Consider the following 24,290-nt stretch of genomic DNA (forward strand, 5'->3'; position numbering starts at 1 on the left):
GCCGGGGAGGAGGGCCCGCGCATGTCCGAGAACGCACCCCGGCCGAGCTCCCTGATCAACACCGTCTACGGCGAGTTCGTCCGCCGCCTCGGCGGCTGGATATCCATCGCCGACCTGATCGCCCTGCTGGCCGAGCTGGACGTCGACGGCCCGGCCGTCCGCTCGGCGACGTCCCGGCTGAAGAAGGCCGGCACCCTGCTCCAGGAGCGCCGCGGCGGAACCGGCTACCGGCTCGCCCCAGCGGTGGAGCCGGTCTTCGAGGAGGGCGACCGGCGGATCTTCCACAGCCTGGAGCCCGCCGCGCTCGCGGACGGCTGGGTGGTGGCGGTCTTCTCGGTGCCCGAGTCCGCCCGCGCCCACCGCCACCAGCTGCGCTCCCGGCTGAGCTGGCTCGGCTTCGGCAACGCCGCCCCCGGGGTCTGGCTGGCGCCCGCCCGGCTGCTGCCGGACGCCCGCCGGCTGCTGGACCGGCTCGGGCTGAGCGCCTACGTCCACCTGTTCCTCTCCGCCGAGTACGCCGGCTTCGCCGATCTCCGGACGGCGGTGGCGAGTTGGTGGGACCTCCCGGCGATCGAGGCGCAGTACGCGGCCTTCGCCGACGCCTGGCACCCGACCGCCGAGGAGCGGCGCGACCGGTCGCCGGTCGACCCGACCGAGGCGTTCCGCGCCTACGTGCCGATGCTCACCCAGTGGCGCCGCCTGCCGTACCTGGACCCGGGGCTGCCCGCGCAGCTGCTGCCCGCCGACTGGAACGCGGTGCCGGCCCGCGCGGTGTTCACCGAGTTGCACGGGCTGCTCGCCGAGCCCAGTCTTCGGTACGTCGAGAAGGTCACCGGGCTGTCCCGCCCCCCGGTGCGTCCGGCGATCCAGGAGCCGCAATGACCGACCCCGCCCCCGTCCCCGCCGACCTGCTGATCCGGGCCGCCGCCGTGCACACCCTGGTGCCCGGCGAGCCGCCCCGCCGGGCGGTCGCCGTCACCGGCGGCCGGATCACCGCCCTGTCCCCCGCGCCCGACGGCCTGGACGCCCTGGTCGGCCCGGCCACCGAGGTGGTGGACGCCCCGGGCTCGACGGTGCTGCCCGCCTTCGACGACACCCACACCCATCTGGTCATGGCCGGGCACAGCGTCCACGGCGTGCCCGTCCACCGGGCCCACGATCTGGCCGGGTTCCTCGCCCTGATCCGCGAGCGCGCCGCCCGCACCCCGGCCGGGGAGTGGATCCAGACCACGGTCAACTGGCAGGAGGTGCTGCTGGCCGAGCAACGGATGCCCACCACCGGGGAGTTGGACGCGGCCACCGCGGACCACCCGGTGCTGGTGCGCCGCGGCGCGTACAACATGGTGCTCAACTCGGCCGCGCTGCGGCTGGCCGGGATCACCGAGGCCACCGAGGCACCGCCCGGCGGTGTGATCGAGCGCGACGGGCACGGGCGGCTCACCGGCCGGCTGGTCGACCGGGCGGTCGAGCTGGTCGAGCGGGTGCTGCCGCGCCCCACCCTCGCGGAGCGGATCGAGGGCCTGCGCGCCGCCTCCGCCGACTTCGCCGCCACCGGCATCGGCACCGTCCGCGACTGCCTGGTCCCGGTCGAGGACCTGGAGGTGCTGGACGCCGCGCGGGCCGGGGGCGCCCTGGCCGTCCGGGTCCGGGCGCTGGTCTCCGGCTTCGCCGCCCGCACGCCGGAGCAGGTGGACGCGCTGCTGGAGCGGATGGACGCCTGGCGCTCCGCCGGCCGGGACGACGGCCGACTGAGCCTGTGGGGCGTCAAGTTCGGCATCGACGGCGGCTTCGAGGCGGGCGCCGTGGAGGAGCCCTACCGGGGGCAGCCGTGCTACCACGGCCGGCTGCTCTGGGAGCCGGCCGAGCTGCTCGCGGCGGTGGACCGGGTGGTCGGGCGGGGCTGGCGGGTCGGCGTGCACGCCTGGGGCGACCGCGGGCTGCGGGTGCTGCTGGACGTCTTCGAGCAGGTGGCCGCGCGCCGCCCCGGCCTGCCGCCCGGCACCCTGGTGGTCGAGCACGGCGGCCTGGCCCGCCCCGGACAGCGGGCCCGGGCGATCGCCCTCGGCATCCCGGTGACGGTCCAGCACCCGCTGCTGCACGACGGCGCGCTCACCCAGCAGCGGGCCTGGGGCGAGGAGCGCACCGCCGCGCTCTTCCCGCTGCGCGAGTGGCTGGACGAGGGCGCGCTGATCACCGGGGGCTCGGACTTCCCGGTCGGCCCGTACGGCGCGATGGTGTCGGTCTGGGGCATGACCACCCGGGGCACCACGGCCGGGGTGGTCGGCCCGCAGCACGCGATCGGCCGGGCCGAGGCGGTCGCCCTGCACACCGTGAACGCGGCCCGGCTGACCGGCGAGAGCGCGGTGCGCGGCAGCCTGCGGCCGGGGGCGTTCGCCGACCTCACGGTGTGGCCGGTCGATCCGCTGGACTGCCCGGTGGACGCGCTGCGCGACCTCCGCCCCACCCGTACGGTGGTCGACGGCCGCACCACGCACCGAAGTTGACGGACCGTCAGGCCGCCGCGAGCTCCCGCAGGTCGATGCCGCGGTGCAGCGCGCGCAGGTCCTCGTGCAGCGTGGACGGCGGAACGGCGAGCACCCCGCAGCGGGCCCGGGCCAGGCACTGCCGGGTGACCGAGCGGCGCGTCAGCCCGCGCAGCCTGACCCGCAGGCCGCCCTGCTCGCCGGTGCTGACCACCAGCAGGTCGCCCGGACGGTCGGCGAGCCCGGTCAGCACCGTGGCGGCATCGCCGCGCACGACCAGCGGCCGCACCGGCACGCCGATCGGCAGACCGCCGAAGGCCTGCTCCAGCGCGCTCGTCATCCGCGCCTCGGCGAGCTCCTGCCAGGCGCGCAGCAGCGGCGGGCACGGCCGGGCCCGGTAGTTGCGCTCGCCGCCGACCGGCGTCCAGGCCAGCACCGGCACCAGCACCGCCTGCCGGACCCGGGCCTCCTCGGCCGCCCGGTGCAGGGCGGTCAGGCTGTGCAGGGAACCGCTGACTCCGACGATGACGCGGGCGCCGTCCGACATGATCCTTCACTTTCCGATGTCAAAACTCTTCAATGTCTGCGATTATGTTGCCACACTCCCGATTTGGCCTGCAAATCGAAGGCATTAACTGAATATCACCGTGCATCGCTCGGCATACCCATGCCCTGGGCGCAATATTCGAGCACCTGTTCGAACAAGGGCGTACGCTGACCCCATGCACGGCACCGTCCACCTCCAGCCCTCGCTGTTCGACGACACCGACCGCGGCGGCGTCCGCCTCGGCCCGCTCGACGGCCTGCGACGGCAGCCGCTCGGCGACGGCGCCTGGCTCGACCTGCTCCCGGGCTGGCTGCACGGGGCCGACGAGCTGTTCGAACAGCTGGCCGCCACCGTGCCCTGGCGCGCCGAACGCCGCGAGATGTACGAGCGGACGGTCGACGTCCCGCGCCTGCTGGCCTCCTACCCGGCGCACGCCGAACCGCCGCACCCGGTGCTCGGCCTGGCCCGGGCCGCCCTGAGCGACCACTACGCCCGGGAGCTGGGCGAGCCGTTCCGCACCCTCGGACTCTGCTACTACCGGGACGGCCGGGACAGCGTGGCCTGGCACGGCGACCGGATCGGGCGCGGCGCCCGCGAGGACACCATGGTGGCGATCCTCTCCGTCGGCGAGCCGCGCACCCTGGCGCTGCGGCCCCGGTCCGGCGGCACGACCGTCGTGCGCCACCCGCTCGGCCACGGGGACCTGGTGGTGATGGGCGGCTCCTGCCAGCGCACCTGGGAGCACGCGATCCCCAAGACGGCCCGCCCGGTGGGCCCGCGGATCAGCGTCCAGTTCCGGCCGCACGGGGTGTCCTAGGCATCGTCGTCGGGGACGCCCGCTTGCCACCCGTTCGCCGGGCGCGGAGGCTGGCGGGTGGGGCCGTTGCTCCGGGCGCCGGATGCCGGGCGCCGGACACCGGGCCCGCCAGGAGGACCGCATGCCGAAGCCGGGCAACTACCGCGCCGGGATCCCGTGCTGGGTCGTGCTCACCACGCCGGACACCGCACAGGCACAGGCCTTCTACGGCGCGCTGTTCGACTGGGAGTTCGTCCCGACCGGCCCCGCCGAGGCGGTGGCCACCCGGTACGGCGCCCAGGTCGCGGCCGTCGAACGGGCCCGGCCGACCGACCCGCCCGCCTGGACCACCTTCCTCGCCTGCCCCGACCCGCTGCGCACCGCCGCCGCCGTCCGGGCCGCCGGCGGCCGCCTCGCCCGCGAACCGTACGAGGTGCCCGAGCAGGGCCGCGCCGCGCTCGCCGTCGACCCGCTCGGTGCCCGCTTCGGGCTGTGGCGGGCCGGCACCATCGACGGCGCCGGCCTGGTCGACGAGCCCGGCGCGTTCGCCTGGAACGAGCACCTCTCCCCCGACCCCGACGCCGCGCGGGCCTTCTACCGCCGGGTCGTCGGCTACAGCTACGACCGGCCGCGGGCGGGCCACACCCTCGCCCGGGTGGCCGGTCGGCCCGCGTGCAGCATCGGCCCCTCCGACCCCTCCAGCCCCTCCGGCCCGGGCGCCGGTTCGGAGGGAGGCGCACGCTGGCTGGTCCACTTCGCGACCGAGGACACCGACCGCGCGGCCGACCGGCTGCGCGCCCTCGGCGGCACCGTCGTCACCGGTCCGGCGCCGGGGCCGTTCGGCCGCACCGCGCTGGTCCGGGACGACGCCGGCGCGGAGTTCGTGCTGGTCGCCGTCCCCGCCCGCGACTCCGCAGCCGCGGCCTGAGCCCGGGCCGCCGACGCTCCCGCCCCTCACCCGGGGAGCCGGCGAGGCCGCTGCCGTCCCGTCAACTTGCCTGTACGGCAAGAAGATTCAGTGCGAGCCCACCGCCCGAGGGCGACCGGACCCGCCGACCCGGCTGTCCGTTGCGCCCGCTACCGTGCTGATATGAGTTCCTTCCTGCGCGCGTACCTGGTCGACCCCGCGGAGCTCCGTGCCCGCGTCGGCAGCGGCGACGACGGAGCGGTCGACGAGGCCCTCGCGTACTTCGGCCCGTCCCTGGACAGGTCCGACGAGCACTTCGCCGACGAGATCGCGCAGGGCGCCCCGACCGCCCTGGAGGCGCTGCGCGCCGTGGTGCACGGCGGGCCCTTCTCCGGGAACGAGGACCACGCCTTCCAGTACGGCTACGCGTACCGGCGGCTGTGCTGGCTGGTCGGGCAACCCCTGGAGGTCGACTCCTTCGGCCCGTTCCGGGGCAACTGGCTGGAGGTGGTCGACGACGGTCTGAAGGCGTACGGGATCACCGCCGTCTCGGTCGCGGACTTCCAGTACGGCGGCGGCCTTCCTGCCGGACTCCCCTTCTGCGCGGTGCCGTCCTGCGGCACCTGGTCGGCCGGGGACTGCGGGCAGGCGCTGGACCGGTTCGACCGGGCCGGGCGCGAGGGCCGCGCCCCGGTGCCGGAGCGCGAGGTGGCCGAGGCCGTCGCGGAGGTCGTCGGCTGGCTGCGGATCGCACGGAGCCGGAAGGGCACCGACATCGTCGGCTTCGTCTCCTGAACCGGTGTCGGCGCCCACGCCCGGAGCGCCCACCCTCACGTACGACAGGGAGTCCCGCACGACGACGGGACTCCCGGCCGCTCCGCACTCGCGGGCGATCAGTCCTTCACCGCACCGGCCAGCCCGGAGACCAGCTTGCGCTGCACCGCGATGAAGAAGATCAGCACCGGCACGGTCATCAGCGTGGACGCCGCCATGATGCCGCCCCAGTCGTTCTCGTCCGGCTTGAAGAAGACCAGCAGCGCCGAGGGCAGCGTCTGGTTCTGGGTGGCGCTGATGATGAAGGTCTTGGCGAAGACGAAGTCGTTCCACGCCGCGATGAAGGAGAACACGCTGGTCGCGGCGAGGCCCGGCGCCACCAGCGGCAGCAGGATCCGCCACAGGATGCGGGTCCGGCCGGCCCCGTCGATCTGCGCCGCCTCCTCGATCGAGACCGGGACGGCCGCGACGAAGCCGCGCATCATCCAGATCCCGAACGGCAGCGAGAACGCCAGCTGCACCAGGACCAGCGAGGCCAGGGTGTTCAGCCCGATGCCCGGGGCGAACCGTCCGGCGTCGCGGAACATGAAGAACAGCGGGATGGTCAGCGCCTCGACCGGGATCATCTGGGCGATCAGGAACATCACCATGATGGTGGTGCGGAACTTGAACCGGAACCTGGTCACGGCCACCGCCGCCAGGAAGACCACGATCGCCGACAGCACCACCACCGACAGCGCGACCACCAGGCTGTTCCCGAAGTAGCGGGCGAAGCCGTCCACGCTGAGCACCTGACGGAAGCTCTCCAGCGTGGGGTGGGCGGTCCACGGCCTGGGGTCGAGCGACTGGATCTCGCCCTTGGGCTTGAAGGCCGAGAGCACCATCCAGAAGATCGGGAAGGCGGTGACCACGGCCAGCACGATCGCGCCGCTGTTGGCGGCCAGCCGCCACCGGCCGCGGGTGTTCCGACCCCGGGTGTTCCGGGGGCGGCTCGCGTCCTGGGGGCCGCCGGTGTTCCGGGCCGGCTTCACGGCCGGAGAGTTCGCCGGGGAGTTCGCCGGGCTCACAGTTCGTTCCCCGTCCGTCGCAGGGTGCGGATGTACAGGACCGTCGGGATCACCAGGATCAGCAGCATGATCACGCCGATCGCCGCGCCCAGCCCGTACTGCGAGGAGGCGAACGCCTTCTGGTACGCGTACACGTTGAGCACGAGGTTCTGGCCGGCGATGCCGCCGCCCTCGGTCATCACATAGATCTGGGTGAAGACCTTGAAGTCCCAGATCACCGACTGGATCACCACGATGGTCAGGATCGGGCGCAGCATCGGTGCGGTGATCCGGCGGAAGGTGGTCCAGGTGTTGGCGCCGTCCAGGGCGGCCGCCTCCATGATCTCCTCCGGGATGGCCCGGATGCCCGCGTAGAGGGTGACCATCACGAACGGGTAGGAGTGCCACACCACCACGGCGCCGACGATCAGGAACGCCGTCCACTTGTCGTAGAACCAGTTGAACTCGTGGAAGCCGGAGAGTCCGAGCCCCTCCAGGGTGTGGTTGACCAGGCCGAGGTTGGTGTCGAACAGGAAGCTCCACACCGTCGAACCGGTCATCGCCGGCGCCGCCCAGGCGGCCATCGCCGCGGTGGTCAGCACCAGCCGGGGCCACCGGCCGACCTTGGTGAGCAGCACCGCGAGGGTGGCGCCGACGGCCAGGGTGGCGACCACGCAGAACGCCGCGAAGCCGATGGTCTGGAACAGCACCGTCCAGAACTGCTCGTCCTCGAGGATCTTCGAGTAGTTGCCGAAGCCGACGAAGGAGGTCGGGGCGCCGCCCGAGGCCTGGGCCTGCCCGAAGTCCAGTACGGACAGCAGGCCGAGCTGGTAGATCGGGTAGGCGACCAGCGGGATCAGGATGACCGCGGCCGGCAGGAGCAGCAGCAGCGGGGGCCGCCGGCGCCGGCCGCCCGGGGGTGCGGCCGGCGCCCTTCCCCCACGGCGCCTCTGCGGGGAAGGCGGCGCCGGGGCGGTCGAGGTGGATACGGACACGTGCGGGACCTGCTCTCTGAGACGAACCGGGAGGGGGGCCGTCCGTACGCGGCCGGGGGCCGGCGGTGCGGCGCCGGTGGCTCGGTACCGGCGGCGGTGACTCGGTACCGGCAGCGGCGCCGGTGACTCGCCGCCGGCGGCGGTGACGGTGGCGGTGACTCACATGCCGGCGGCGGCGGTCGTGGCGCGCCCCCGCCGCCGGCGGTCGGCCGTCAGTGCGCGGCGAAGGCCGAGGAGACCTGCGCGGCCGCGTCGCCCGAGGCCTTGGCCACGTCCGCCTTGCCGGTGACGACCTGCTGGAGCATCGTCGGGATCACCGCCTGGGCGTCGATCTGCGCCCACGCCTGGTCGAGCGGGACGAACCTGGTGCCGGCCGCGATGGTGTCGGTGAAGGGCTTCAGGAACGCGTCCTTCGCCGCGACCTTGCCGCTGACGGACTTGAGCGTCGGCAGGTTGCCCATCGCGTCGTACATCTGCTCCTGGTACGCGGGGCTCGCCAGCAGTTCGGCGAACTCGACGGCCAGCGTGCGGTGCTTGGCCGCCTTCATCACGCCCAGGTTGTTGCCGCCGGCGAAGGCCGGGGCGATCGAGCCGGGCTTCTCGCCGGGCAGCGGGACCACGCCGTACTTGCCCTTGACCGCGCCCGCGTCCACCTTGCCGCGGTTGGAGTTGAGCAGCACCGCCATCGCCGACTTGCCGGCCGCGAACAGGTCGACGGTCTTGCCGCCGGTCAGGTCCGCGCACTGCTGCGCGGGGCAGCCGTCGGCGCCGAAGAGGTCGGTGTAGCGCTTGATCCCGGCCTGCGAGGCGGGCGAGTTGATCGCCGCCTTGAACGCGGCGCCGTCCTTGGTGGCGATGTCGCCGCCCGCGTCCCAGACGAAGGGCAGCGCGGCGAAGGTGTACTTGCCGCCGACGGCGATGCCGAAGGTGTCCGGGTGGGCGGCGTGGATCTTCTGGTTGGCGGCGACCAGTTCGGCGTACGAGGTCGGCGGGGTGAGGCCGGCCTCGGTGAACAGGTCGGTGCGGTAGTACAGCGCGCGCACGCCGACCCACCAGGGCAGGCCGTAGGTCTTGCCGTCCACCACGGCGGTCTTGGCGATCGCCGGGTCGAGGTCGCCCTTGTCCTGCCACTTGTCCAGCTCGGTGGTGATGTCGGCGAGGCCGCCGGCGGCGACGTAGCCGGGCAGGTCGGTGTTGCCGAACTCGACCAGGTCGGGGGCGCTGTTCGGGTCGTTGAACGCGCCCTTCATCTTGGCCGCGCGGGCCGAGGCGTCGGTGTCGATGTAGCTGACGTTGACGGTGACGCCCTGGTGGGAGGCCTGGAAGTCGGTCACGGCCTTGGCGATCACGGCCTCCTTGGCCGCGTTGCCCGCCTCGTTGTACAGCCAGACCTGCAGCGTGCCGGTCCGGTCGTCGGCGGCCTTGTCGCTCGCCGGCGAGGCGGTGCCGGGGGCACAGGCGGTGGCGGCCAGGCAGCCGGCGGCGAGCACGACGGCTGCGGCGGTCCGTCCGATGAGTCGCATGGTGGAGACCTCCCCTCCCGACAGCTGCCGCCGAGACGTCCGCCGCGGGGACGGGCACGTCGAAGCAGGCCCTGACCGGGGCCGATGGTGGGTGAAGTGGTGGGGGTACGGCAGGGCGCAGCGCTCGGGTGGGGCGACGTCGCCTGCTCGATGGCAGGGACGTTAGGCGGGGGCGATCGGCGCCAACAAGAGGGAGTTGGGGAAAGTTTTGCACTGCACAACGTTGTATCGAAGATGAGGCGATCCCGTCACGACCGGGTACGTTCTGACAACCGCCGCCGACCTGCGGGGGAACACCGGCAGAACGACACAGGGAACGGACCCATGACGGAGACGGCGCCCAAGAAACCCGCGACCGAACGCAACCAGTCCTCCTCGCTGCGCCGCGCGCTCGCCGTCCTCGGCTACGTCCGCGACCACGGCGACGGGCGCGGCGTGCCGCTCGCCCAGCTCGCCGACGGGCTCGGCCTGAACAAGAGCACCGTGCTGCGACTGGCCGGCCCCCTGCTGGACGAGCACCTCCTCGACCGGGACCGCGAGACCGGCTGGTTCCGGCTCGGCCACGGCTCCCTGCGGCTCGGCCAGGCCTACCTGACCACCCTCGACCTGCGCAGCGTCGCCGCCGAACACCTGCGCCGGCTCCAGCGCGAAGCGGGCGAGACCGTCCACCTGACCGTCTGGCAGGCCCCCGGGATCGTCTACCTGGACAAGGTCGAGGACGAGACCAACGTCCGGATGGCCTCCCGGGTCGGCAGCCGGGCCCCCGCCTACTGCACCGCCACCGGAAAGGCGATCCTCGCCTGGCTGCCCGAGGAGGCCGTCGCCGAGGTGGTCGCGGCCGGACTGCGCCCGGTGACCGCCTGGACCATCGCCGACGAGCCCCGGCTCCGCGCCGACCTCGCCCGCATCCGCGCCCGCGGTTACTCGATCGACGACCGCGAGAACGAGCCCGAGGTCCGCTGCGTCGCCGCCCCGATCTTCGACCACACCGGCGAGGTGACCGCCGCCCTGTCCGTCTCCGGCCTCACCTCACGGATGACCGCCGCCCGGGTCCGCGCCCTCGGCCCGGTGGTCGCCCAGGTCGGCCTGCGGATCTCCCGCGAGCTGGGCTCCGACCGCCAGCCGTCCTGAGAACGCCCCGTCCCGAGAACGCCCCGTCCTGAACGGTCGTCCGGCGGTCACCCTGTTCCCGGAAACGCGGACAGGGCCCGGCGCCGAACGAACGGCACCGGACCCTGTCCGACTCTGGAGCGCCAGGCCCGGGTCGCACGGACTCTTCCTACTGAAAGTAGGACGTGCTCTGGTAGCACCACTGACGCCTGACGAGGAATCCCTCCCTCGCGACGAGAAGTACAGTACCAGCTCCGTGATCATCCACCGAACCGGAGGGGAACCCCGCATGACGAGCGCTCGACCCGAGGCCGGTCCGCCTGCCGCCCCGACTGCCGCTCCGTACGCGGAAGGGCGGCTGATGGACGTCCACCTCCCGGCCGCCGGCACCGCCGGACCGGCTCCCGTCGTCCTGCTCTGGCACGGCAACGGCCCGAACGAGCGCGACGTGCTGCGGCCGCTGGCCCGGGAGGCCGCCGGGCTGGGGCTGCTGGTGCTCGTCCCGGACTGGAGCTCCGAGCAGCCGGACCGCGGCGGCGCCGAACTGCTCACCTCGCTGGCCCAGGCCCGCCGGATCGCCGCCGAGCACGGCGGGGACCCGGCCCGCTTCGTGCTGGCCGGCTGGTCGATGGGCGGCCGCGAGGCGATAGCCGTGGCCACCCACCCGGACACCCCCGCCGAGCTACGGCCCGTCGCCGCCGTCGGCATCGCCTCGCACTACTCGACCACGGCCGTCACCACCGGCGAGGCCCCGCTCGACCACCTGGCCGCCGGCCCGTCCCCCGTCCCGCTCTGGCTGGTCCACGGCACGGCGGACGGGATCGTGGACATCGAGCACACCCGGCGGTTGAGCGCTGCTCTGACAAAGCAGCGCTCGGCGGTACGGACCCTCGAACTGCCCACCGACCACGCCGGCGTGGTGATGACCGCCTACCACCCCGAGGCCGGCCGCTGCCTCCCGGCCACCGACGCCGACACCCTGGCCGCCGGCCGGCGGACCGCCGCCGTCCTCGCCGAGGCGGCCGGGTCGGCCTGAGGTCAGGCCGGCCTGACCTCAGTTCCCCGCCGCCGGCTCCCGCAGCCCGCCACCGCGCTCCAGGGCCTCCAGCTCGCGCTGCAGCGGCGGACGCGGGACGGCCAGGACCGGGCAGGCGGCGTGCCGGACGCAGTAGGCGGTGACCGAGGGGCGCACCAGTCGGGCGAGGCGGCCGCGCTCCCGTCCGGCGCCGAGGACGAGCAGGTCACCGGGCCGGTCCGCGCACCGCACCAGCGTGTGGCCGGTGTCGCCGCGGACGGCCTGGCAGCGCAGCCGGACACCTGCGTGGCGTCCGGCGAAGGCCTCGTCGAGGGCCTGCCGCAGCCGGGCCACGGCGGCGTCGCGGCCGGCCTCGATCACCGGCGGGCACGGGGTGCGGCGGTAGCCGAGTTCGTCGCCGGGCGGGGTCCAGCAGAGCACCGCGAGCACCTCGACGTCCGAGCGACGGGCCTCGGCCACCGCGCGGTGCAGTGCGGCGAGGCTGCCCAACGAGCCACTGATGCCGACCACGATCCGGCCCCCGTCCGCACCACTGTCCGTCATGGCCCGCCCTGCCTCTCCGTCCGCCCGCGCGCCCGGGTGCCCTCGCACCGGGCCGGACCGGACCGCGCCGATTCCACCCCAGCAAAGCGGCCCGCGCCAGTACGGCCACGGGCCGTTGACGCGGCCCTGACGCGGAGCCCGTCCTTCCGTACGCGTCCCTGATGCGGCACGGGCGGAAGCAGGCTCGGGCTTGCGGCGGGCTCGGGCTCGCGGCGGGCTCGGGCTCAGGAGGGCTCGGGCTCAGGAGAGCTCCGGCTGCTCCGCCTCCCAGAGGTCCGCGAACATCCGGTCCAGGTGTTCCTCCCCGATCGGCGGGACCGGCAGCGGGTGGGTGGCCTGGGCGCGGAAGCCGTCGAGCAGCAGGGCAAGGTAGCGGCGCCAGAGGTCGGGGCGCAGCTCGGTGGCGGCAGGCAGGGCGCGGCAGAGCGGGCCGAGCAGGAAGAGCAGGTCCATGGTGACGACGTCGCGGCGCATGGTGCCCTGCTCCTGGGCGCGGGCGATCAGGGCGCCGACGGTGGTGGCGTGCCCGCGGCTGATCTCGATCATCCCGGGGATGGTCGGGATGGCCTGGGTGACCAGGTCGTTGATGCCCCGGTCGGCGGCGACCAGTTCGAAGATCCGCCCGAAGTACCGTTCGAGGCCGGTCCAGGCGTCCGCGTCGGCGAGCGCCTCCTCGCCCGCGGCGGCCAGGCCGCCCCCGGCGTCCGCGAACACCTCGCCGATCAGTGCCTCGCGGGTCGGGAAGTGCCGGTAGAGGGTGGCGTTGCCGACGCCCGCCTCCTTGGCGATCTGGTCCAGCGGCACGTCCAGGCCGTGCCGGGAGAACATGTCGCGGGCGGCGGCGAGCAGGAGGTCGCGGTTGCGCTGCGCGTCACGCCGGAGCCGCCCCGGGGGGTTCGCGCTGCTCGGTGGTGCCATGCCCCCGACCCTAGCAAGCGGCGGGCGGATCCACCCCGTCCCGCCTCCACCCCCGTCGACCCGCTCAACTACCCTGTGGGGTTCGCGAGATGGACGGTACGCGGGCGTAGCACGGCACGCCGGCGCGAAGGGGGAGCAGGACGATGGCCACGGTGACGGAACTGCGGTACTACCCGGTGAAGGGCTGCGCGGGGGTGGCGGCCGCGCAGGCGGAGCTCACCCGGGCCGGGCTGGCCCACGACCGGGCGTTCATGGTGGTGGACGAGGAGAGCGTGTTCCGCTCCCAGCGCCGGGACCCGGTGCTGGCCACCGTCCGCCCGACGGTGGCGGAGGACGGCCGTTCGCTGACCCTGGCCGCCCCGGGGACGGAGCCGGTGTCGGTTCCGGTGGACACCGGGGGCCCGCGCCGCGAGGTGCGGCTGTTCGGTGCGCCGTTCTTCGGCATCGACCAGGGCGAGGAGGCCGCCGACTGGCTCTCCGGGGTGCTGGGCGCGCGCAGCCGACTGGTCCGGGTGCCGCCGGAGCACGACCGGGTGACCGACGGGCTGGTCCCGGGCACCTCGGGCTACGCGGACAGCTGCGCCGTGCACCTGGTGTCGCGCTCCTCGCTGGAGTACTTCAACGAGCTCTCCGGCACTCCGCCACTGCCGATGGACCGGTTCCGCCCGAACGTGGTGGTGGACGGCTGGTCCGAACCGCACACCGAGGACCTGGCCCGCCGGATCGAGGTGGGCGGGGCCGAACTGGGCTACGCCAAGCTCGCGATCCGCTGCGCGGTGACGATGGTGGACCAGTCCCACGGCACCAAGGCGGGCCCGGAGCCGCTGCGCACGCTGGCCCGGTACCGCCGGGCGGCGGCGGGCGGGGTGGCGTTCGGCAGCAAGTTCGCGGTGCTGCGGCCCGGCACGCTGCGGGTGGGGGACGAGCTGGCGGTGGGCGCCTGGGGGCCGTCCGAGCTCTGAGCCCGGGGGCGGCCGTAGCTACTACGGCTACGGTTACGGCCGCACGGCGGTGACCTCGGCGGGGAAGCCAGCCGAGGCCACCGTCGTGTCGGAGCGTCCGGGGACGGCCCCGGGGTGATCAGCGGACGGTCAGCAGGTCTGGTCGATCAGCGAGAACGTGGCGTAGTGGTCGCCGGTGTAGTAGTCCTCCTGGCTGGCCTGCCCGGTCACGATCCGGCGGGCGCCGCGGGTCGGGGAGCCCGGGGTGATGACGGTGTACTCGTGGTAGTAGCCGTAGGACTCGCTGGGCAGGACGCCCTCCCGGTTCTGGAAGACCACCCCGTCCTGGGAGTAGGGGAACGGTCCGCCGGAGGCGATCAGGTTGAGGGTGTCGGTGGCCTGCGACGAGAGGGCGGAGAGGCAGACCGAGCCGCTCACGTCGGCGTGCGCCTCGGTGGCGACGGCGACCGGGGCGAGGGTCATCAGGGCGACGGCGGTGACGGCGGCGGCGCGGGTCTTCCACGCGCGTAGAGTGCGAGTCATGTCCACCAGTCTGACGAGACACCGTCAGCTCCGGAAGCCCTCAGAAAAACTATTAACCAGCGAGTAACTACCCTTTACCTACGAGGACTTGAGCCGTACGCCGAGCCCCGCGCCCCTCTCCCGGAGCCGTCCGCGAAACGCCCACGAACCGCCCGTCCAGCGCAAGGGTCGACCGCCATCGAACTCATGTCGGAGCTGTCCCGACCGGACCGTGCCGCATAGAGTGCCGCCTAGCCGGACGGATCACGGCGGGGCCGGGACGACCGCCGGAACGATCGCCGGAGCAATCACCGGAACGATCGCCGGAACGACTCTGACGGGGTGGGCATGGGTACGGGCTCGGGCACGGCACTGACGGCCCACCAGCTGATCGGCCTGCTGGTGGATCCGGGCGGCTTCCGCGGCTGGGACGAGCCACCGGCCGTCGACCGGCCCGACCCCGGCTACCGCGCCTCCCTCGACCGCGCCCGCGAGCGCACCGGCCTGGACGAGGCCGTCCTCACCGGCGTCGGCTCGATCGACGGCCGGCCGGTCGCCCTCATCGCCTCCGAGTTCGGCTTCCTCGGCGGCTCGATCGGCGTCGCCACCGCCGAGCGGATCACCCGCGCCGTCGAACGCGCCACCGCCGAGCGGCTGCCGCTGCTCGCCCTGCCCGTCTCCGGCGGGACGCGGATGCAGGAGGGGTCGGCGGCCTTCCTCTGCATGCTGCGGATCACCGCCGCCGTCCAGGCGCACCGCGCCGCCGGCCTCCCCTACCTCACCTACCTGCGCAACCCCACCATGGGCGGGGTCTTCGCCTCCTGGGGCACGCTCGGACAGCTGGTCCTCGCCGAGCCCGGCGCCCGGCTCGGCTTCCTCGGCCCACGCGTGTACGAGGAGCTGCGCGGCGTGGAACTGCCGCCGGACGTCCAGCGGGCCGAGACCCTCGCCGGCCAGGGACTGGTGGACGCCGTCGTACCGCCGCAGGAGCTGCGCGAGCTGCTCCGCCGCACCCTCGCCGTCCTCGCCGCCGCACCGCCGTCCCCTCCTACAGACCCCACCGCCTCTCCGACCCCCGCGCCCGTCCGCACTCATGGGCACCCCGACGCCTGGGACTCCGTCCTCCGCACCCGGCGCCCCGACCGCCCGGGCACCCGCGAGCTGCTGCGGCACACCGCCGAGGAGCTGGTGCTGCTGGACGCCCCCGGCGGGCGCGGCGGCGCACTGGTCCGGGCGCTGGCCCTGCTCGGCGGCCGGCCCGTCCTGGTCGTCGGCCAGCAGCGGCAGACCCCCGAGCACGAACGCCCCTTCACCGCCGCCGACCTGCGGGCCGTACGGCGCACCGCGCGCCTGGCCGAGCAGCTCGGACTGCCGCTCGTCACCGTGGTGGACACGGCCGGCGCCGAGCTGTCCGCCCAGGCCGAGCTGGACGGCATCGCGGTGGAGATCGCCCACTGCCTGACCACCCTGCTCGCGCTGCGCACCCCCGTCCTGGCCGTGCTGCTCGGCCAGGGCTCGGGCGGCGGGGCGCTCGCGCTGCTCCCGGCGGACCAGGTGATCGCCGCCGAGCACGCCTGGCTGGCACCGCTGCCGCCGGAGGGCGCCTCGGCGATCGTCCACCGGGACGGCGCGCACGCCGCCGAGCTGGCCCGCGCCCAGGGGATCGGGGCGCACCGGCTGGCCGAGGTCGGGCTGGTCGACGAGGTGGTCCCGGAGCTACCGGACGCCGCCGAGGAGCCGACGGCCTTCTGCGCCCGGCTCGGGCAGGCGGTCGGCGCGGCGCTCGGCGCCCTGTCGGCGGCCACCGAAGCGGACCGGCTCGCGGCCCGGGCCGTCCGGCACCGACGGCTGGGCGACCTCCGTTAGGACCCGCCTCCCACCTCCTGCCGCTCGGCGCGGCGGTGTCGCGCCGATCCCGCCGCTCGGGTGTGGCGCCGGTCCCGCCGCTCGGGTGTCGCGCCGCTCCCGCCGCTCAGGTGTGGCGCCGGTCTCAGCGCGGGGTTGATCGTCTGTACCCACCGTGCTTCGACCGGGCCGGCGAGTGACGCCCGCCGAGCCCCGCACGGTGAGTGCGCTCACACGTGATCAACACCCACGACGGGCGGTAGTAGACACCCCCGGAACGCCCGCGCCGCCCCGGCACCCCCCGCGTTCGCGCAGCTCACCCCCGCTCCGCACGCTCCGCGCGACCGCCCCTTCGAATCCACGGCGGCCCCTTCCGTACGACCGTGGGTCGTACCGAGGGGGTCTTGGCGGGGGCCGATGCCGTCTGCCAACAATGGCTCAGTCGTCAGCCGCACCGGCACCTGTCCCGCCGGTGAACGGCTTGCTGCCGGGTCACGACCCCGCGACCGTTACGGCCCCTGTCCGGCCGAGGTCCGCGGCGGGGAGTGACCCGGCCCAACCCGATTGAGGTCCTGCTCTTTATGCCCGCTTTCAAGCTCCGTATGCGCACCTCCGCCGCGATCCTCGCCGGCGCCGCCGGTCTGACCGCCCTGGGCGCGGGTGTCCTGCCCGCCACCGCGAACGCCGCCACCGCCTCCCCGCAGGCCATCGCCGCCCAGATCGTCCCGGCCAACCAGCTGGCGTCCTTCAGCCAGATCATCGCCCACGAGTCGAGCTGGAACGTGTCCGCGACCAACGCGAGCTCCGGCGCGTACGGCCTGGCCCAGGCGCTGCCGGGCTCCAAGATGGCCTCGGCGGGCTCGGACTGGAAGACCAACCCGGCCACCCAGATCAAGTGGGCGCTGGACTACATGAACACCCGCTACGGCAGCCCGAACGCCGCCTGGAACTTCTGGCAGGCCAACCACTGGTACTAAGCCGACCCCATCGGCCCACCAGCCTCCGACCGTCACCTGACCACTCCCCCTCACCCCGGGGGTCGGACAGGGACCACCGGGGTGCCCGAGAGGGCCCGGACCCGCGCGATCCGCGTGGTCCGGGCCCTCTTGTGGTTCCCCGGCGCCCGTGGGCGGCGGGCTCCGCAGGTGCTCAGGCTCCGGCTCCTCGGGCCCCGGCTCCTTGGGCCCCGGCTCGGGGACTACAGCTCGCCGGTGAGTCCGAGCAGCTCGCGCATCCGCGCGTACTTGGCGGCCAGCCGCTCGGCGGTCGCCGGGTCCAGCACGGCGAGGCGGGCCGGATCGGAGTTGTGCGCCAGGTCCGCGCGCTTGACCAGCAGCGCGCCCGGCGTGGCCAGGATGCGAGCCGTGTACTCCTCGACCGGCTCGTCCCGGCGCCGGGTGAGCGCGTCCACGATCGCCTTGGTCTCCTCCGGCAGCGCGGCCCCGGCCAGCCACTCCCGGCTCAGCCGGTCGTCCTCGACGGTGTCGTGCAGCCAGCCCGCCGCGACCTGCGCCGCGCTGCCGCCGCGCGCCGCCGTCCCGTGGGCGACCGCCGCGATGTGCTCGCCGTACGGGTGGCCGTTCTTGTCCACCTGCCCCCGGTGGGCCCGGCGCGCGATCGCCTCCACCTCGGACAGGCTCAGGTACTGGTCCTCCATCGGCTCATCGTAGGCCCGGGCGGTCGGCGTCGCTCCGGGCGGTCGACCGCGTTCCTGGCGGTCGGCCTCGTTCCTGGCGGTCGGCCGCGTTCCTTGGCGGTCGACCTCGTGCCTGGCCCGCCGATCCCGCCGACGGCCCGACCCGGCTGGCGTGCCCGCGACAGGCCCGTTGATCACCTCGCCGACGGCCACTGGTTTACTGCCCCGGGGGTTCATGGGCTTCGGGGGGTCACCGCGCTCGGGAGTCGGCGCCCCCGACGGGAGACCCCCGTCGCACCGGCAGATCCGCCCGAGCGATCCGAGGAACCATGCCAGCCCTGCACCCCCTGCTGTCCGCCTTCGCGCCGATCTGGGCGCTCACCGGCGTCGGCTACGTCGTCGGCCGCACCGGGCTGCTCGGGCCGCAGGCCGAGACGGTGCTCAACCGGTTCGTCTTCCACGTGGCGATGCCGGCCGCGCTGTTCCTGATGATCGCCCGCACCCCGCTGGACCGCTTCGCCAACGCCTCGATGCTCGCCTTCACGGCGGGCACGGTGGTCACGATCGGCCTCGGGCTGCTCGTCGGGCGGCTGCTGTTCCACCGCAAACCCGGCGAACTGGCCGTCGGCGCGATGGCCTCCGGCTACGTCAACTCGGCCAACCTCGGCATCCCCGTGACCATGCAGGTCCTCGGCGACGCCTCCTTCGTGGCGCCCGTGGTGCTGTTCCAGATCCTGGTGGTCACCCCCGCCGTCCTGGCCGTCCTGGACGGCGGCGCGGCCGGGCGGCGGGCGCTGCTCACCCTGCCCGTCCGCAACCCGATCCTGCTGGCCACCGCCCTGGGCGCCCTCGCCTCGGCGACCGGACTGCACCTGCCCGCCGAGCTGAACCGTTCCTGCGAACTGCTCGGCGGCGCCGGCGTCCCGACCGCGCTGATCACCCTCGGCATATCGCTGCACAACCGCCCGCCGGCGGAGGGCCGTCCGCGCCGCACCGAGGTCGGGCTGACCGTCGCGCTCAAGACCCTGGTCCAGCCGCTGGTGGCCCTCGCCGTGGCCGGCCCGCTGCTCCACCTGCCCGCGCACCAACTGCTCACCGTGGTGCTGTTCTCCGCGCTGCCCACCGCACAGAACGTGTACACCTACGCCCGCGAGTACCGGCAGGGCATCGCCCTCGCGCGGGACGCGGTGCTCTGGTCGACGCTGGTGTCGATGGCGACGCTGTCGGTGATCAGCTGGACCCTCGGCCCCGCGTAGCCCCGGCCCTCCCTGGACACTCAGTTCTCCCGGGCGGCCGCCACCACCCCGGTCATCGCCGTCAGGAAGCGCCGGGCCGTGTCCAGCTCCCCCGGCTCGAACTGCCGCATCGCCGCGACCAGATCGCCGATCAGCCCGCCGAAGAAGCCCTCCCCCAGCTCCATCGCCCGCTCCTCCACCAGCAGCCGCACCCGGCGCCGGTCCCGCGGGTCCCGCTCGCGCCGGATCAGCCCGAGCCGCTCCAGCCGGTCCACCAGGCCGGTGGTGCCCGCCGAGTTCAGCCCCAGCGCCTCGCCGAGCCGGCCCGGGGTGACCACCTCCCCGACCCTGGCCGCGTCCAGCAGGTGGATCAGCGCCCGCAGATCGGTCGGATGCAGACCGTTGCGGGCCGCGAACTCGGCGCCGAACAGGTCGAGTTCGACCGTCAGGCCACGCAGCAGGTGCACCAGCCGCATCGGGTCGGCAACCTCGGACACCCTGTCGTCCTTCCTCGGGGAGGGCATGTGCGACTATTCTCTCGCTCAGCGAGATACTTGTTCAGCACGATACGTGTTCAGCGTGACACTCGTTCACCGCGACACTTGCTCGGCGAGTGGTCCAGCCGACTCGGCCGCCATCACACCACACCCGCGGAGGCCCTCATGTCCGCCCGCACCGCCCCCTCCCTCACCCCCTTCCTCGCCGCCTACGACGCCCTGCTCGCCCGCTGGCCCGTCCCGGTCGAAGCGCTCACCGTCCGCACCGCCCACGGCACCACCCGGATCAACGCCTGCGGCCCCGCCGACGGCCGCCCACTCGTCCTGCTCCACGGCGGCGGCGCCACCTCCACCCTGTGGTTCGCCAACGCCGGCGCCCTGGCCGAAGCAGGACTCCGCGTCCTCGCCGTCGACCTCATCGGCGACCCGGGCCGCAGCGTCCACGACGGCGCCGCCCTCGACGGCGTCCCCGGCCTGCTCGGCTGGCTGGACGCCGTCCTCGACGGACTCGGCGTCCAACAGGCCGACCTCTGCGGCCACTCGTACGGCGGCTGGATCGCCCTGGAGTACGCCCTGCACGCCCCCACCCGGGTCGGCCGGCTCGCCCTGCTCGACCCCACCCAGTGCTTCGCCGGCTTCCGCCCCGGCTACCTGCTGCGCGCCCTCCCCCTCTTCCTCCCCCACCGCACCCCGGCCCGCGCCCGCGCCTACCTCGACTGGGAAACCGGCACCACCCCCCGCCCCGACCCCGCCTGGCGCGAGCTCTACGCCCTCGGCTATGCCGACTTCCCCGCCTCCCCCGTCGTCACCGGCCCCCGCCCCACCCCCGAACGCCTCCGCACCCTCACCGCCCCCGTCCTCACCCTCCTCGCCGCCCACGGCCGCACCCACGACCCCCACGCCGTCGCCCGAACCGCCCGCCACGCCCTCCCCCAAGCCGAAGTCGCCATCATCCCGGCCACCTCCCACCACACCCTCCCCATGGCCGCCCCCCACGACCTCAACCCCCGCCTCACCACCTTCCTCACCCCCACCCACCACCCCTGACCACGTACCCCCGCAGCATGAGAAGTCGGCCCATCCGACTTCTCACGTCCCCCCACTCACTCGCACCAGGAGGCGCGGCCCGGATCCGCCACCGCATGCCGCCTATCAGTTGCCGCCGTGTCCACGCCTGCGGTCGGCTCGGCTTGATGCCCTGCGGCAACAACTGTTCAAACCAGGTCAACTGACTATTCGTCAGATTGCCATGTCCCACGGAGCGTGATCGTTTCACCGCCGAGATCCACTTTCGCGACAAGCCCTCGCGCACTCGCTCGCCAGGGCAGCAGGCGCTTCACAGGCGGCCGGTCGGGACAGGGAGGCGATCAGTCCGGGCGGAGCTCTTGCAGGCCTTGCGCTTGCCCCGGCCGTCGTCCCACCGGGACTGTTCGCCGGGTTTGCAGCAGATCAGGGTGACGATCGAGACCCGTCGACGGGAGCGGACATCGCTCCATCTCCCGCTCCACTTAAGCAAATTGCCACTCACTCAGCCCGGGAAGCGAGCGACTGCGGCCGGGCGGTAAGCACCACCTGATCACCGACGCCAACGGTATCCCGCTCGCCGCCCCCTGACCGGCGGGAACCGCAATGACGTCACCCGGCTCATTCCACTGCTTCAGGCACTGCCGTCCGTTCGCGGCAAGCGCGGCCGGCTCCGGCGCCGGCCCGACGCCGTGCTCGGCGACCGCGGCTACGACCACGACAAGTACCGCCGCCTGGCCTGGAACCTCGGCGTGAAGCCGCTCATCACCCGCCGAGGCACCGAGCACGGCTCCGGACTCGGCACTCAACGCTGGGTCGTGGAACGCGCCTTCGCCCACCTGCACTGGTTCCGACACCTGCGCATCCGCTGGGAGATCCGCGATGACATCCACGAGGCCTTCCTGAGCCTGGGTTCCATCGGGCGCCGCATTCGCCTGCACCCATGCCGGGTTCAGCCGCTGGTTGAGGCCGAGCTCGCATGCCCGCTCCTCCAGCCTGACCAGCGAGGTCGTATCGAGGACCTTCAACTCCAGAGGCACCGGCTCATCCGAGTTCATCGCCCCATGCTGCCCGATGGCACCCCAGCGACTGGAACCGACCATCGAAGACCATTTCGTTAGGAGTTCTTACTCCTGGATGGTGGACCGACGCCGCGCACGTATCGCACGACGAGGGCGTACCCGCGGATCGACGGCTCTCAGCCTCTGCGGCGAGGCGGGTTCAACCTGAGCTTGTTCCTTATGGTGCGGCTCGGTTTCGCTAGCGGGGCGGGGCGTTTGACGGTCTTGCCCACGTCGCAGCGGGGGGCTTGGTCCGGTTCGGGACGCCGGCCGGCCTGGGCCCGGGCGGGTCGGCTTGGGTGCACGTTGTCTGTAGTCGGTCCTACTCGGCGTCCTGTGCCTCGATCAGGTCGAGGTCGCGAACGCAGAAGGTGTGGTGCTCGAAGGTCTCCTTGAGCACCGTGCCGAGGCACTGCCGCACCAAGCGGCCCCGGGCGTACGGCGGCCAGACATCGTCGTCGGGCACCGGCGCTCGCGCTGCGAGCTGCACGGCGGTGACCTCATCGAGCCAGGCCTCAAGCTCGGCGGCCTGCGCGTCACGCACACTCACGATCTCGTCGAGGGCCGGATCGAGCGAGAGGTCAAGCCCGTGCGCTCCACGGTAGGGCTCGACGGTCGGCCCAATGCCCATCGGCGTGAACAGCTCCGTCGAGCCCAGGCAGCAGCGGCGGAACCACGAGTCGTGGACGAAGACCAGGTGGCGCATCGTCTGCACCGCCGACCACTCGTCGTTCACGCTGCGGCGCTCGATGCCGGGCGTACGGCGGATTCGCTCGATCGTGGCGGCCCAGACGGCATGGAGCTGACGCGATGCCTCGCGCAGATCGTCAGGGTCCTCGGAGCGGATCAGCACCCGCACCGGATGACGCCGGTCGAGCTCTGCCTCGACGTACTCGGTGACCTCGACACCGTTCACTACGAGGTTGGTGACGTGCCCGTCGATCACGGCATCCTGCATGACGACGCCGATCAGGCGCGCCCCGGTCAGATCGCACTCGCGGAACTCCGCACTGTGCAGATCCTCGTCGATATATCGCGTCATGCTCCGCATACTAGGTCCGAGCGCCGACAAGCCGGCCTCCCCGGTTTGACTTAGCTTGTTCCTTGGCATCGGGCCCTGATTGCGCTCGTCGATGGCTCACTCGTTCGGGTGATCGGCGGACATGGGGACGGCCCGGTCGTGATCCTGACTCTGCGAGGAGATCGAGGAATCGACGACGGGGCCGTGCCGATGAGTGTGCTCCGACTTGCCACCCGGCGAGACATGTTCGTGGAACTGTCACTCTTCCGGGAGGACTACTACGCCAGCCTGTCCGCGCGGGCGGACGCGTTCTTTGAGCCGACCGACGCGCTGCTGTGCTCGGATGCGCCCACCCGTACGCCGGTGGAGCTGTCACTGACCGCCGAGCACCGCCGCGGCTACGGCTCCCTGTACGGCGCGCTCGACCGCGGCCGTCTGGACACCGAGCTGCTGCGGGACCTGCTGGCCGAGCTGCCACTGCCCCGCTTCGCGGGCCGGATCGTGCTCACCGTGGACGTCTCGCCGTGGCTGTGCTCCGCCGCCGCCTGCTCGCTCGAGCGGCTGTTCTGCCTGGTCCACGGCCGCGCTGGCCAGGCGTCCAACCACGTGGTGCCGGGCTGGCCCTACTCGTTCGTCACCGCGCTCACCCCGGACCGGACCTCGTGGACGCAGGTCCTGGACGTGGTCCGCCTCGGCCCGACCGACGATGCTGCGCTGGTGACCGCCGCCCAGCTGCGGCAGGTGGTCCGGCGCCTGGTCGCCGCGGGTCAGTGGCGCGACGGCGACCCGGACATCATGATCGTGATGGACGCGGGCTACGACCCGATGCGCCTCGCGTACGTGCTGCGGGACCTGCCCGTCGAGGTCGTCGGCCGCCTGCGCTCGGACCGCGTCCTGCGACTGGCGAAGCCCGCCTACGTCTACGACCCGAAGGGCGGGACCCCCGAAGCGCGGGCCCCGCTACCCACTCGCCGACCCCGCCGCCTGGCCCGAACCCACGCTGACCACCAGGAACGACACCCCGCGCTACGGCAAGGCCGAGACGACGGCGTGGGACCGGTCCACCCCTACCTCACCCACCGCTCCGCCTGGATCGGCGACGACGGCGAACTCCCGCTGGTCGAGGGCACCCTGATCCGGCTGAAGGTCGACCACTTGCCCGGCGACCGCGACGCGCCACCGGTCTGGCTGCGGTCCTCCAAGACGGGCGCCACCGCCGATGACATCGACTTCATCTGGTCGAGCTACCTGCGCAGATTCGACCCGGAGCACACCTCGTGATCATCGCCCACACCCAGCTCCGCCTCGCCGCCCCACTCGCCGCCGACCAGCGCCGCCCTTGGGAGAAGACCAGCCGCCCCGGCGTCGCGCTGACGCCGACCCGCGTCCGCCGGGGGTTCCGGAACATCCGACCCCCACCTGCCCAGTCCGGCCCGTGCGCCCAAACCCAGCACGCCCGGCCCCGGCCGGCCACCCGGCATCCCGAACCGGACGAAGGCCACCCCCTGCGACGTGGGCAGGACCGTCAAGGTCCCCGCCACGCTGATCGAACGCGACCGAACCGGACCACAGCGATCAGCGCCCCGGTGAGCACGCCCCCACCCCGTTGGTCAAGGATCAACCTGAGTAACGGCGCAGGAAGTCGGCCAGGCGGCAGGATGTGGGCCCCGTTCCGGAAGGGGGCCGGGAGCAGGGACCGGATACAGCTGGCCGGCGCCGTCGGTGGAGGGTTAGGCCCAATGCCAGTGACTTTGATGGCTTTGGCTCGTTGGGTGTGGTGTGGCGAGGGTGGGGCAGGTCAAGTCGCCTGCGGGTGAGCGGTTGTCGGACC

Annotated in this window: 23 protein-coding genes and 1 pseudogene; 14 read left to right on the top strand and 10 right to left on the bottom strand. The window is 73.5% G+C overall.

Going from position 1 to position 24,290, the window contains the following annotated elements; genetic code table 11:
* The first annotated feature begins 21 nt into the window (after positions 1-21).
* Together ACFY4B_RS37870 and ACFY4B_RS37875 are read left to right on the top strand one after the other, a co-directional pair.
* Entirely contained in the window at positions 22-882 is an 861-nt protein-coding gene (locus ACFY4B_RS37870; protein WP_387975712.1) for a PaaX family transcriptional regulator C-terminal domain-containing protein, read from the top strand.
* Positions 879-2,504 (top strand): amidohydrolase, encoded by a 1,626-nt coding sequence (locus ACFY4B_RS37875; protein ID WP_387975715.1) that lies wholly within the window; start codon positions 879-881, stop codon positions 2,502-2,504. Before ACFY4B_RS37870 ends, ACFY4B_RS37875 begins: the two co-directional genes overlap by 4 nt.
* Before the next feature lie 7 nt (positions 2,505-2,511).
* On the opposite strand, the gene ACFY4B_RS37880 is transcribed toward ACFY4B_RS37875, so the two are convergent.
* Positions 2,512-3,030 (bottom strand): universal stress protein, encoded by a 519-nt coding sequence (locus ACFY4B_RS37880; RefSeq protein WP_117492329.1) that lies wholly within the window; start codon positions 3,028-3,030, stop codon positions 2,512-2,514.
* Between the two features lie 175 nt (positions 3,031-3,205).
* Here ACFY4B_RS37880 and ACFY4B_RS37885 point away from each other — a divergent pair, with 175 nt between their 5' ends.
* The 3 genes from ACFY4B_RS37885 to ACFY4B_RS37895 all read left to right on the top strand — a co-directional run bounded on the left by ACFY4B_RS37885 (position 3,206) and on the right by ACFY4B_RS37895 (position 5,528).
* A complete protein-coding gene (locus tag ACFY4B_RS37885; RefSeq protein WP_049650653.1) occupies positions 3,206-3,847 on the top strand; it encodes an alpha-ketoglutarate-dependent dioxygenase AlkB in 642 nt (213 codons plus the stop codon).
* A gap of 121 nt (positions 3,848-3,968) precedes the next feature.
* Positions 3,969-4,754 (top strand): VOC family protein, encoded by a 786-nt coding sequence (locus ACFY4B_RS37890; RefSeq protein ID WP_387975718.1) that lies wholly within the window; start codon positions 3,969-3,971, stop codon positions 4,752-4,754.
* A gap of 162 nt (positions 4,755-4,916) precedes the next feature.
* Positions 4,917-5,528, top strand: a complete 612-nt coding sequence (locus ACFY4B_RS37895) for a hypothetical protein (RefSeq protein WP_074004503.1) — start codon at positions 4,917-4,919, stop codon at positions 5,526-5,528.
* Positions 5,529-5,626: 98 nt separating this feature from the next.
* On the opposite strand, the gene ACFY4B_RS37900 is transcribed toward ACFY4B_RS37895, so the two are convergent.
* The 3 genes from ACFY4B_RS37900 to ACFY4B_RS37910 form a co-directional block, all read right to left on the bottom strand.
* Complete coding sequence (locus tag ACFY4B_RS37900; RefSeq protein WP_387975720.1) at positions 5,627-6,538, bottom strand: carbohydrate ABC transporter permease; 912 nt, start codon at positions 6,536-6,538, stop codon at positions 5,627-5,629.
* A 32-nt stretch (positions 6,539-6,570) separates the two neighbouring features.
* A complete protein-coding gene (locus ACFY4B_RS37905; protein ID WP_049650656.1) occupies positions 6,571-7,548 on the bottom strand; it encodes a carbohydrate ABC transporter permease in 978 nt (325 codons plus the stop codon).
* A gap of 212 nt (positions 7,549-7,760) precedes the next feature.
* On the bottom strand, positions 7,761-9,071 hold the full coding sequence (locus ACFY4B_RS37910) for an extracellular solute-binding protein (protein WP_387975723.1): 1,311 nt from the start codon (positions 9,069-9,071) through the stop codon (positions 7,761-7,763).
* A gap of 324 nt (positions 9,072-9,395) precedes the next feature.
* Between ACFY4B_RS37910 and ACFY4B_RS37915 the strand changes: the two genes are divergently transcribed.
* Together ACFY4B_RS37915 and ACFY4B_RS37920 are read left to right on the top strand one after the other, a co-directional pair.
* Positions 9,396-10,202 carry an IclR family transcriptional regulator gene (locus ACFY4B_RS37915; protein WP_049650658.1) on the top strand — a complete coding sequence of 269 codons (807 nt, stop codon included), beginning with the start codon at positions 9,396-9,398 and terminating at the stop codon, positions 10,200-10,202.
* A 268-nt stretch (positions 10,203-10,470) separates the two neighbouring features.
* The gene (locus ACFY4B_RS37920; RefSeq protein WP_387975726.1) at positions 10,471-11,217 is read left to right on the top strand and encodes an alpha/beta hydrolase family protein; all 747 of its coding nucleotides are present in this window, start codon (positions 10,471-10,473) and stop codon (positions 11,215-11,217) included.
* Positions 11,218-11,235: 18 nt separating this feature from the next.
* On the opposite strand, the gene ACFY4B_RS37925 is transcribed toward ACFY4B_RS37920, so the two are convergent.
* Together ACFY4B_RS37925 and ACFY4B_RS37930 are read right to left on the bottom strand one after the other, a co-directional pair.
* A complete protein-coding gene (locus tag ACFY4B_RS37925) occupies positions 11,236-11,760 on the bottom strand; it encodes a universal stress protein (protein WP_387975729.1) in 525 nt (174 codons plus the stop codon).
* Positions 11,761-12,000: 240 nt separating this feature from the next.
* Positions 12,001-12,678: a TetR/AcrR family transcriptional regulator gene (locus ACFY4B_RS37930; RefSeq protein WP_380741577.1), complete on the bottom strand. Its 678-nt coding sequence runs from the start codon at positions 12,676-12,678 to the stop codon at positions 12,001-12,003.
* Between the two features lie 143 nt (positions 12,679-12,821).
* On the opposite strand from ACFY4B_RS37930, the gene ACFY4B_RS37935 reads away from it, so the two are divergent.
* Entirely contained in the window at positions 12,822-13,640 is an 819-nt protein-coding gene (locus ACFY4B_RS37935) for an MOSC domain-containing protein (RefSeq protein ID WP_387975732.1), read from the top strand.
* Between the two features lie 129 nt (positions 13,641-13,769).
* Here the strand turns inward: ACFY4B_RS37935 and ACFY4B_RS37940 are convergent, their stop codons facing one another.
* Positions 13,770-14,102, bottom strand: coding sequence for a ribonuclease (locus ACFY4B_RS37940; protein ID WP_387975754.1), 333 nt, complete (start codon positions 14,100-14,102; stop codon positions 13,770-13,772).
* Between the two features lie 387 nt (positions 14,103-14,489).
* Here ACFY4B_RS37940 and ACFY4B_RS37945 point away from each other — a divergent pair, with 387 nt between their 5' ends.
* Together ACFY4B_RS37945 and ACFY4B_RS37950 are read left to right on the top strand one after the other, a co-directional pair.
* A complete protein-coding gene (locus ACFY4B_RS37945; RefSeq protein ID WP_387975757.1) occupies positions 14,490-16,007 on the top strand; it encodes a carboxyl transferase domain-containing protein in 1,518 nt (505 codons plus the stop codon).
* 581 nt (positions 16,008-16,588) lie between these two features.
* Positions 16,589-16,963 carry a transglycosylase SLT domain-containing protein gene (locus ACFY4B_RS37950; protein ID WP_241853055.1) on the top strand — a complete coding sequence of 125 codons (375 nt, stop codon included), beginning with the start codon at positions 16,589-16,591 and terminating at the stop codon, positions 16,961-16,963.
* A 221-nt stretch (positions 16,964-17,184) separates the two neighbouring features.
* Here ACFY4B_RS37950 and ACFY4B_RS37955 read toward each other — a convergent pair whose 3' ends face one another.
* Complete coding sequence (locus ACFY4B_RS37955) at positions 17,185-17,643, bottom strand: HD domain-containing protein (protein ID WP_049659345.1); 459 nt, start codon at positions 17,641-17,643, stop codon at positions 17,185-17,187.
* 308 nt (positions 17,644-17,951) lie between these two features.
* Between ACFY4B_RS37955 and ACFY4B_RS37960 the strand changes: the two genes are divergently transcribed.
* The gene (locus tag ACFY4B_RS37960; protein ID WP_387975734.1) at positions 17,952-18,878 is read left to right on the top strand and encodes an AEC family transporter; all 927 of its coding nucleotides are present in this window, start codon (positions 17,952-17,954) and stop codon (positions 18,876-18,878) included.
* Positions 18,879-18,898: 20 nt separating this feature from the next.
* Here the strand turns inward: ACFY4B_RS37960 and ACFY4B_RS37965 are convergent, their stop codons facing one another.
* A complete protein-coding gene (locus tag ACFY4B_RS37965; protein WP_387975759.1) occupies positions 18,899-19,333 on the bottom strand; it encodes a MarR family transcriptional regulator in 435 nt (144 codons plus the stop codon).
* A gap of 186 nt (positions 19,334-19,519) precedes the next feature.
* On the opposite strand from ACFY4B_RS37965, the gene ACFY4B_RS37970 reads away from it, so the two are divergent.
* Together ACFY4B_RS37970 and ACFY4B_RS37975 are read left to right on the top strand one after the other, a co-directional pair.
* On the top strand, positions 19,520-20,401 hold the full coding sequence (locus ACFY4B_RS37970) for an alpha/beta fold hydrolase (RefSeq protein ID WP_387975737.1): 882 nt from the start codon (positions 19,520-19,522) through the stop codon (positions 20,399-20,401).
* A 495-nt stretch (positions 20,402-20,896) separates the two neighbouring features.
* Positions 20,897-21,288, top strand: a pseudogene (locus ACFY4B_RS37975) (transposase); the annotation flags it as partial.
* Positions 21,289-21,760: 472 nt separating this feature from the next.
* Here ACFY4B_RS37975 and ACFY4B_RS37980 read toward each other — a convergent pair.
* The gene (locus tag ACFY4B_RS37980) at positions 21,761-22,480 is read right to left on the bottom strand and encodes a DinB family protein (protein WP_387975740.1); all 720 of its coding nucleotides are present in this window, start codon (positions 22,478-22,480) and stop codon (positions 21,761-21,763) included.
* Between the two features lie 228 nt (positions 22,481-22,708).
* Here ACFY4B_RS37980 and ACFY4B_RS37985 point away from each other — a divergent pair, with 228 nt between their 5' ends.
* A complete protein-coding gene (locus tag ACFY4B_RS37985) occupies positions 22,709-23,740 on the top strand; it encodes a transposase (protein WP_387975743.1) in 1,032 nt (343 codons plus the stop codon).
* Positions 23,741-24,290 lie beyond the last annotated feature (550 nt).

The sequence above is a fragment of the Kitasatospora sp. NPDC001261 genome (assembly GCF_042896795.1).
Lineage (GTDB): Bacteria > Actinomycetota > Actinomycetes > Streptomycetales > Streptomycetaceae > Kitasatospora.

Excerpts from the sequence above, each read along its gene's own strand:
- ACFY4B_RS37870 (WP_387975712.1), top strand. The coding sequence starts at position 22 with ATGTCCGAGAACGCACCCCGGCCGAGCTCCCTGATCAACACCGTCTAC.
- ACFY4B_RS37980 (WP_387975740.1), bottom strand. The coding sequence starts at position 22,480 with ATGACGCGATATATCGACGAGGATCTGCACAGTGCGGAGTTCCGCGAG.
- ACFY4B_RS37925 (WP_387975729.1), bottom strand. The coding sequence starts at position 11,760 with ATGACGGACAGTGGTGCGGACGGGGGCCGGATCGTGGTCGGCATCAGT.
- ACFY4B_RS37875 (WP_387975715.1), top strand. The coding sequence starts at position 879 with ATGACCGACCCCGCCCCCGTCCCCGCCGACCTGCTGATCCGGGCCGCC.
- ACFY4B_RS37955 (WP_049659345.1), bottom strand. The coding sequence starts at position 17,643 with ATGGAGGACCAGTACCTGAGCCTGTCCGAGGTGGAGGCGATCGCGCGC.
- ACFY4B_RS37880 (WP_117492329.1), bottom strand. The coding sequence starts at position 3,030 with ATGTCGGACGGCGCCCGCGTCATCGTCGGAGTCAGCGGTTCCCTGCAC.
- ACFY4B_RS37920 (WP_387975726.1), top strand. The coding sequence starts at position 10,471 with ATGACGAGCGCTCGACCCGAGGCCGGTCCGCCTGCCGCCCCGACTGCC.
- ACFY4B_RS37930 (WP_380741577.1), bottom strand. The coding sequence starts at position 12,678 with ATGGCACCACCGAGCAGCGCGAACCCCCCGGGGCGGCTCCGGCGTGAC.
- ACFY4B_RS37885 (WP_049650653.1), top strand. The coding sequence starts at position 3,206 with ATGCACGGCACCGTCCACCTCCAGCCCTCGCTGTTCGACGACACCGAC.
- ACFY4B_RS37890 (WP_387975718.1), top strand. The coding sequence starts at position 3,969 with ATGCCGAAGCCGGGCAACTACCGCGCCGGGATCCCGTGCTGGGTCGTG.
- ACFY4B_RS37895 (WP_074004503.1), top strand. The coding sequence starts at position 4,917 with ATGAGTTCCTTCCTGCGCGCGTACCTGGTCGACCCCGCGGAGCTCCGT.
- ACFY4B_RS37910 (WP_387975723.1), bottom strand. The coding sequence starts at position 9,071 with ATGCGACTCATCGGACGGACCGCCGCAGCCGTCGTGCTCGCCGCCGGC.
- ACFY4B_RS37945 (WP_387975757.1), top strand. The coding sequence starts at position 14,490 with ATGGGTACGGGCTCGGGCACGGCACTGACGGCCCACCAGCTGATCGGC.
- ACFY4B_RS37965 (WP_387975759.1), bottom strand. The coding sequence starts at position 19,333 with ATGCGGCTGGTGCACCTGCTGCGTGGCCTGACGGTCGAACTCGACCTG.
- ACFY4B_RS37950 (WP_241853055.1), top strand. The coding sequence starts at position 16,589 with ATGCGCACCTCCGCCGCGATCCTCGCCGGCGCCGCCGGTCTGACCGCC.
- ACFY4B_RS37940 (WP_387975754.1), bottom strand. The coding sequence starts at position 14,102 with ATGACCCTCGCCCCGGTCGCCGTCGCCACCGAGGCGCACGCCGACGTG.
- ACFY4B_RS37970 (WP_387975737.1), top strand. The coding sequence starts at position 19,520 with ATGTCCGCCCGCACCGCCCCCTCCCTCACCCCCTTCCTCGCCGCCTAC.
- ACFY4B_RS37935 (WP_387975732.1), top strand. The coding sequence starts at position 12,822 with ATGGCCACGGTGACGGAACTGCGGTACTACCCGGTGAAGGGCTGCGCG.
- ACFY4B_RS37960 (WP_387975734.1), top strand. The coding sequence starts at position 17,952 with ATGCCAGCCCTGCACCCCCTGCTGTCCGCCTTCGCGCCGATCTGGGCG.
- ACFY4B_RS37915 (WP_049650658.1), top strand. The coding sequence starts at position 9,396 with ATGACGGAGACGGCGCCCAAGAAACCCGCGACCGAACGCAACCAGTCC.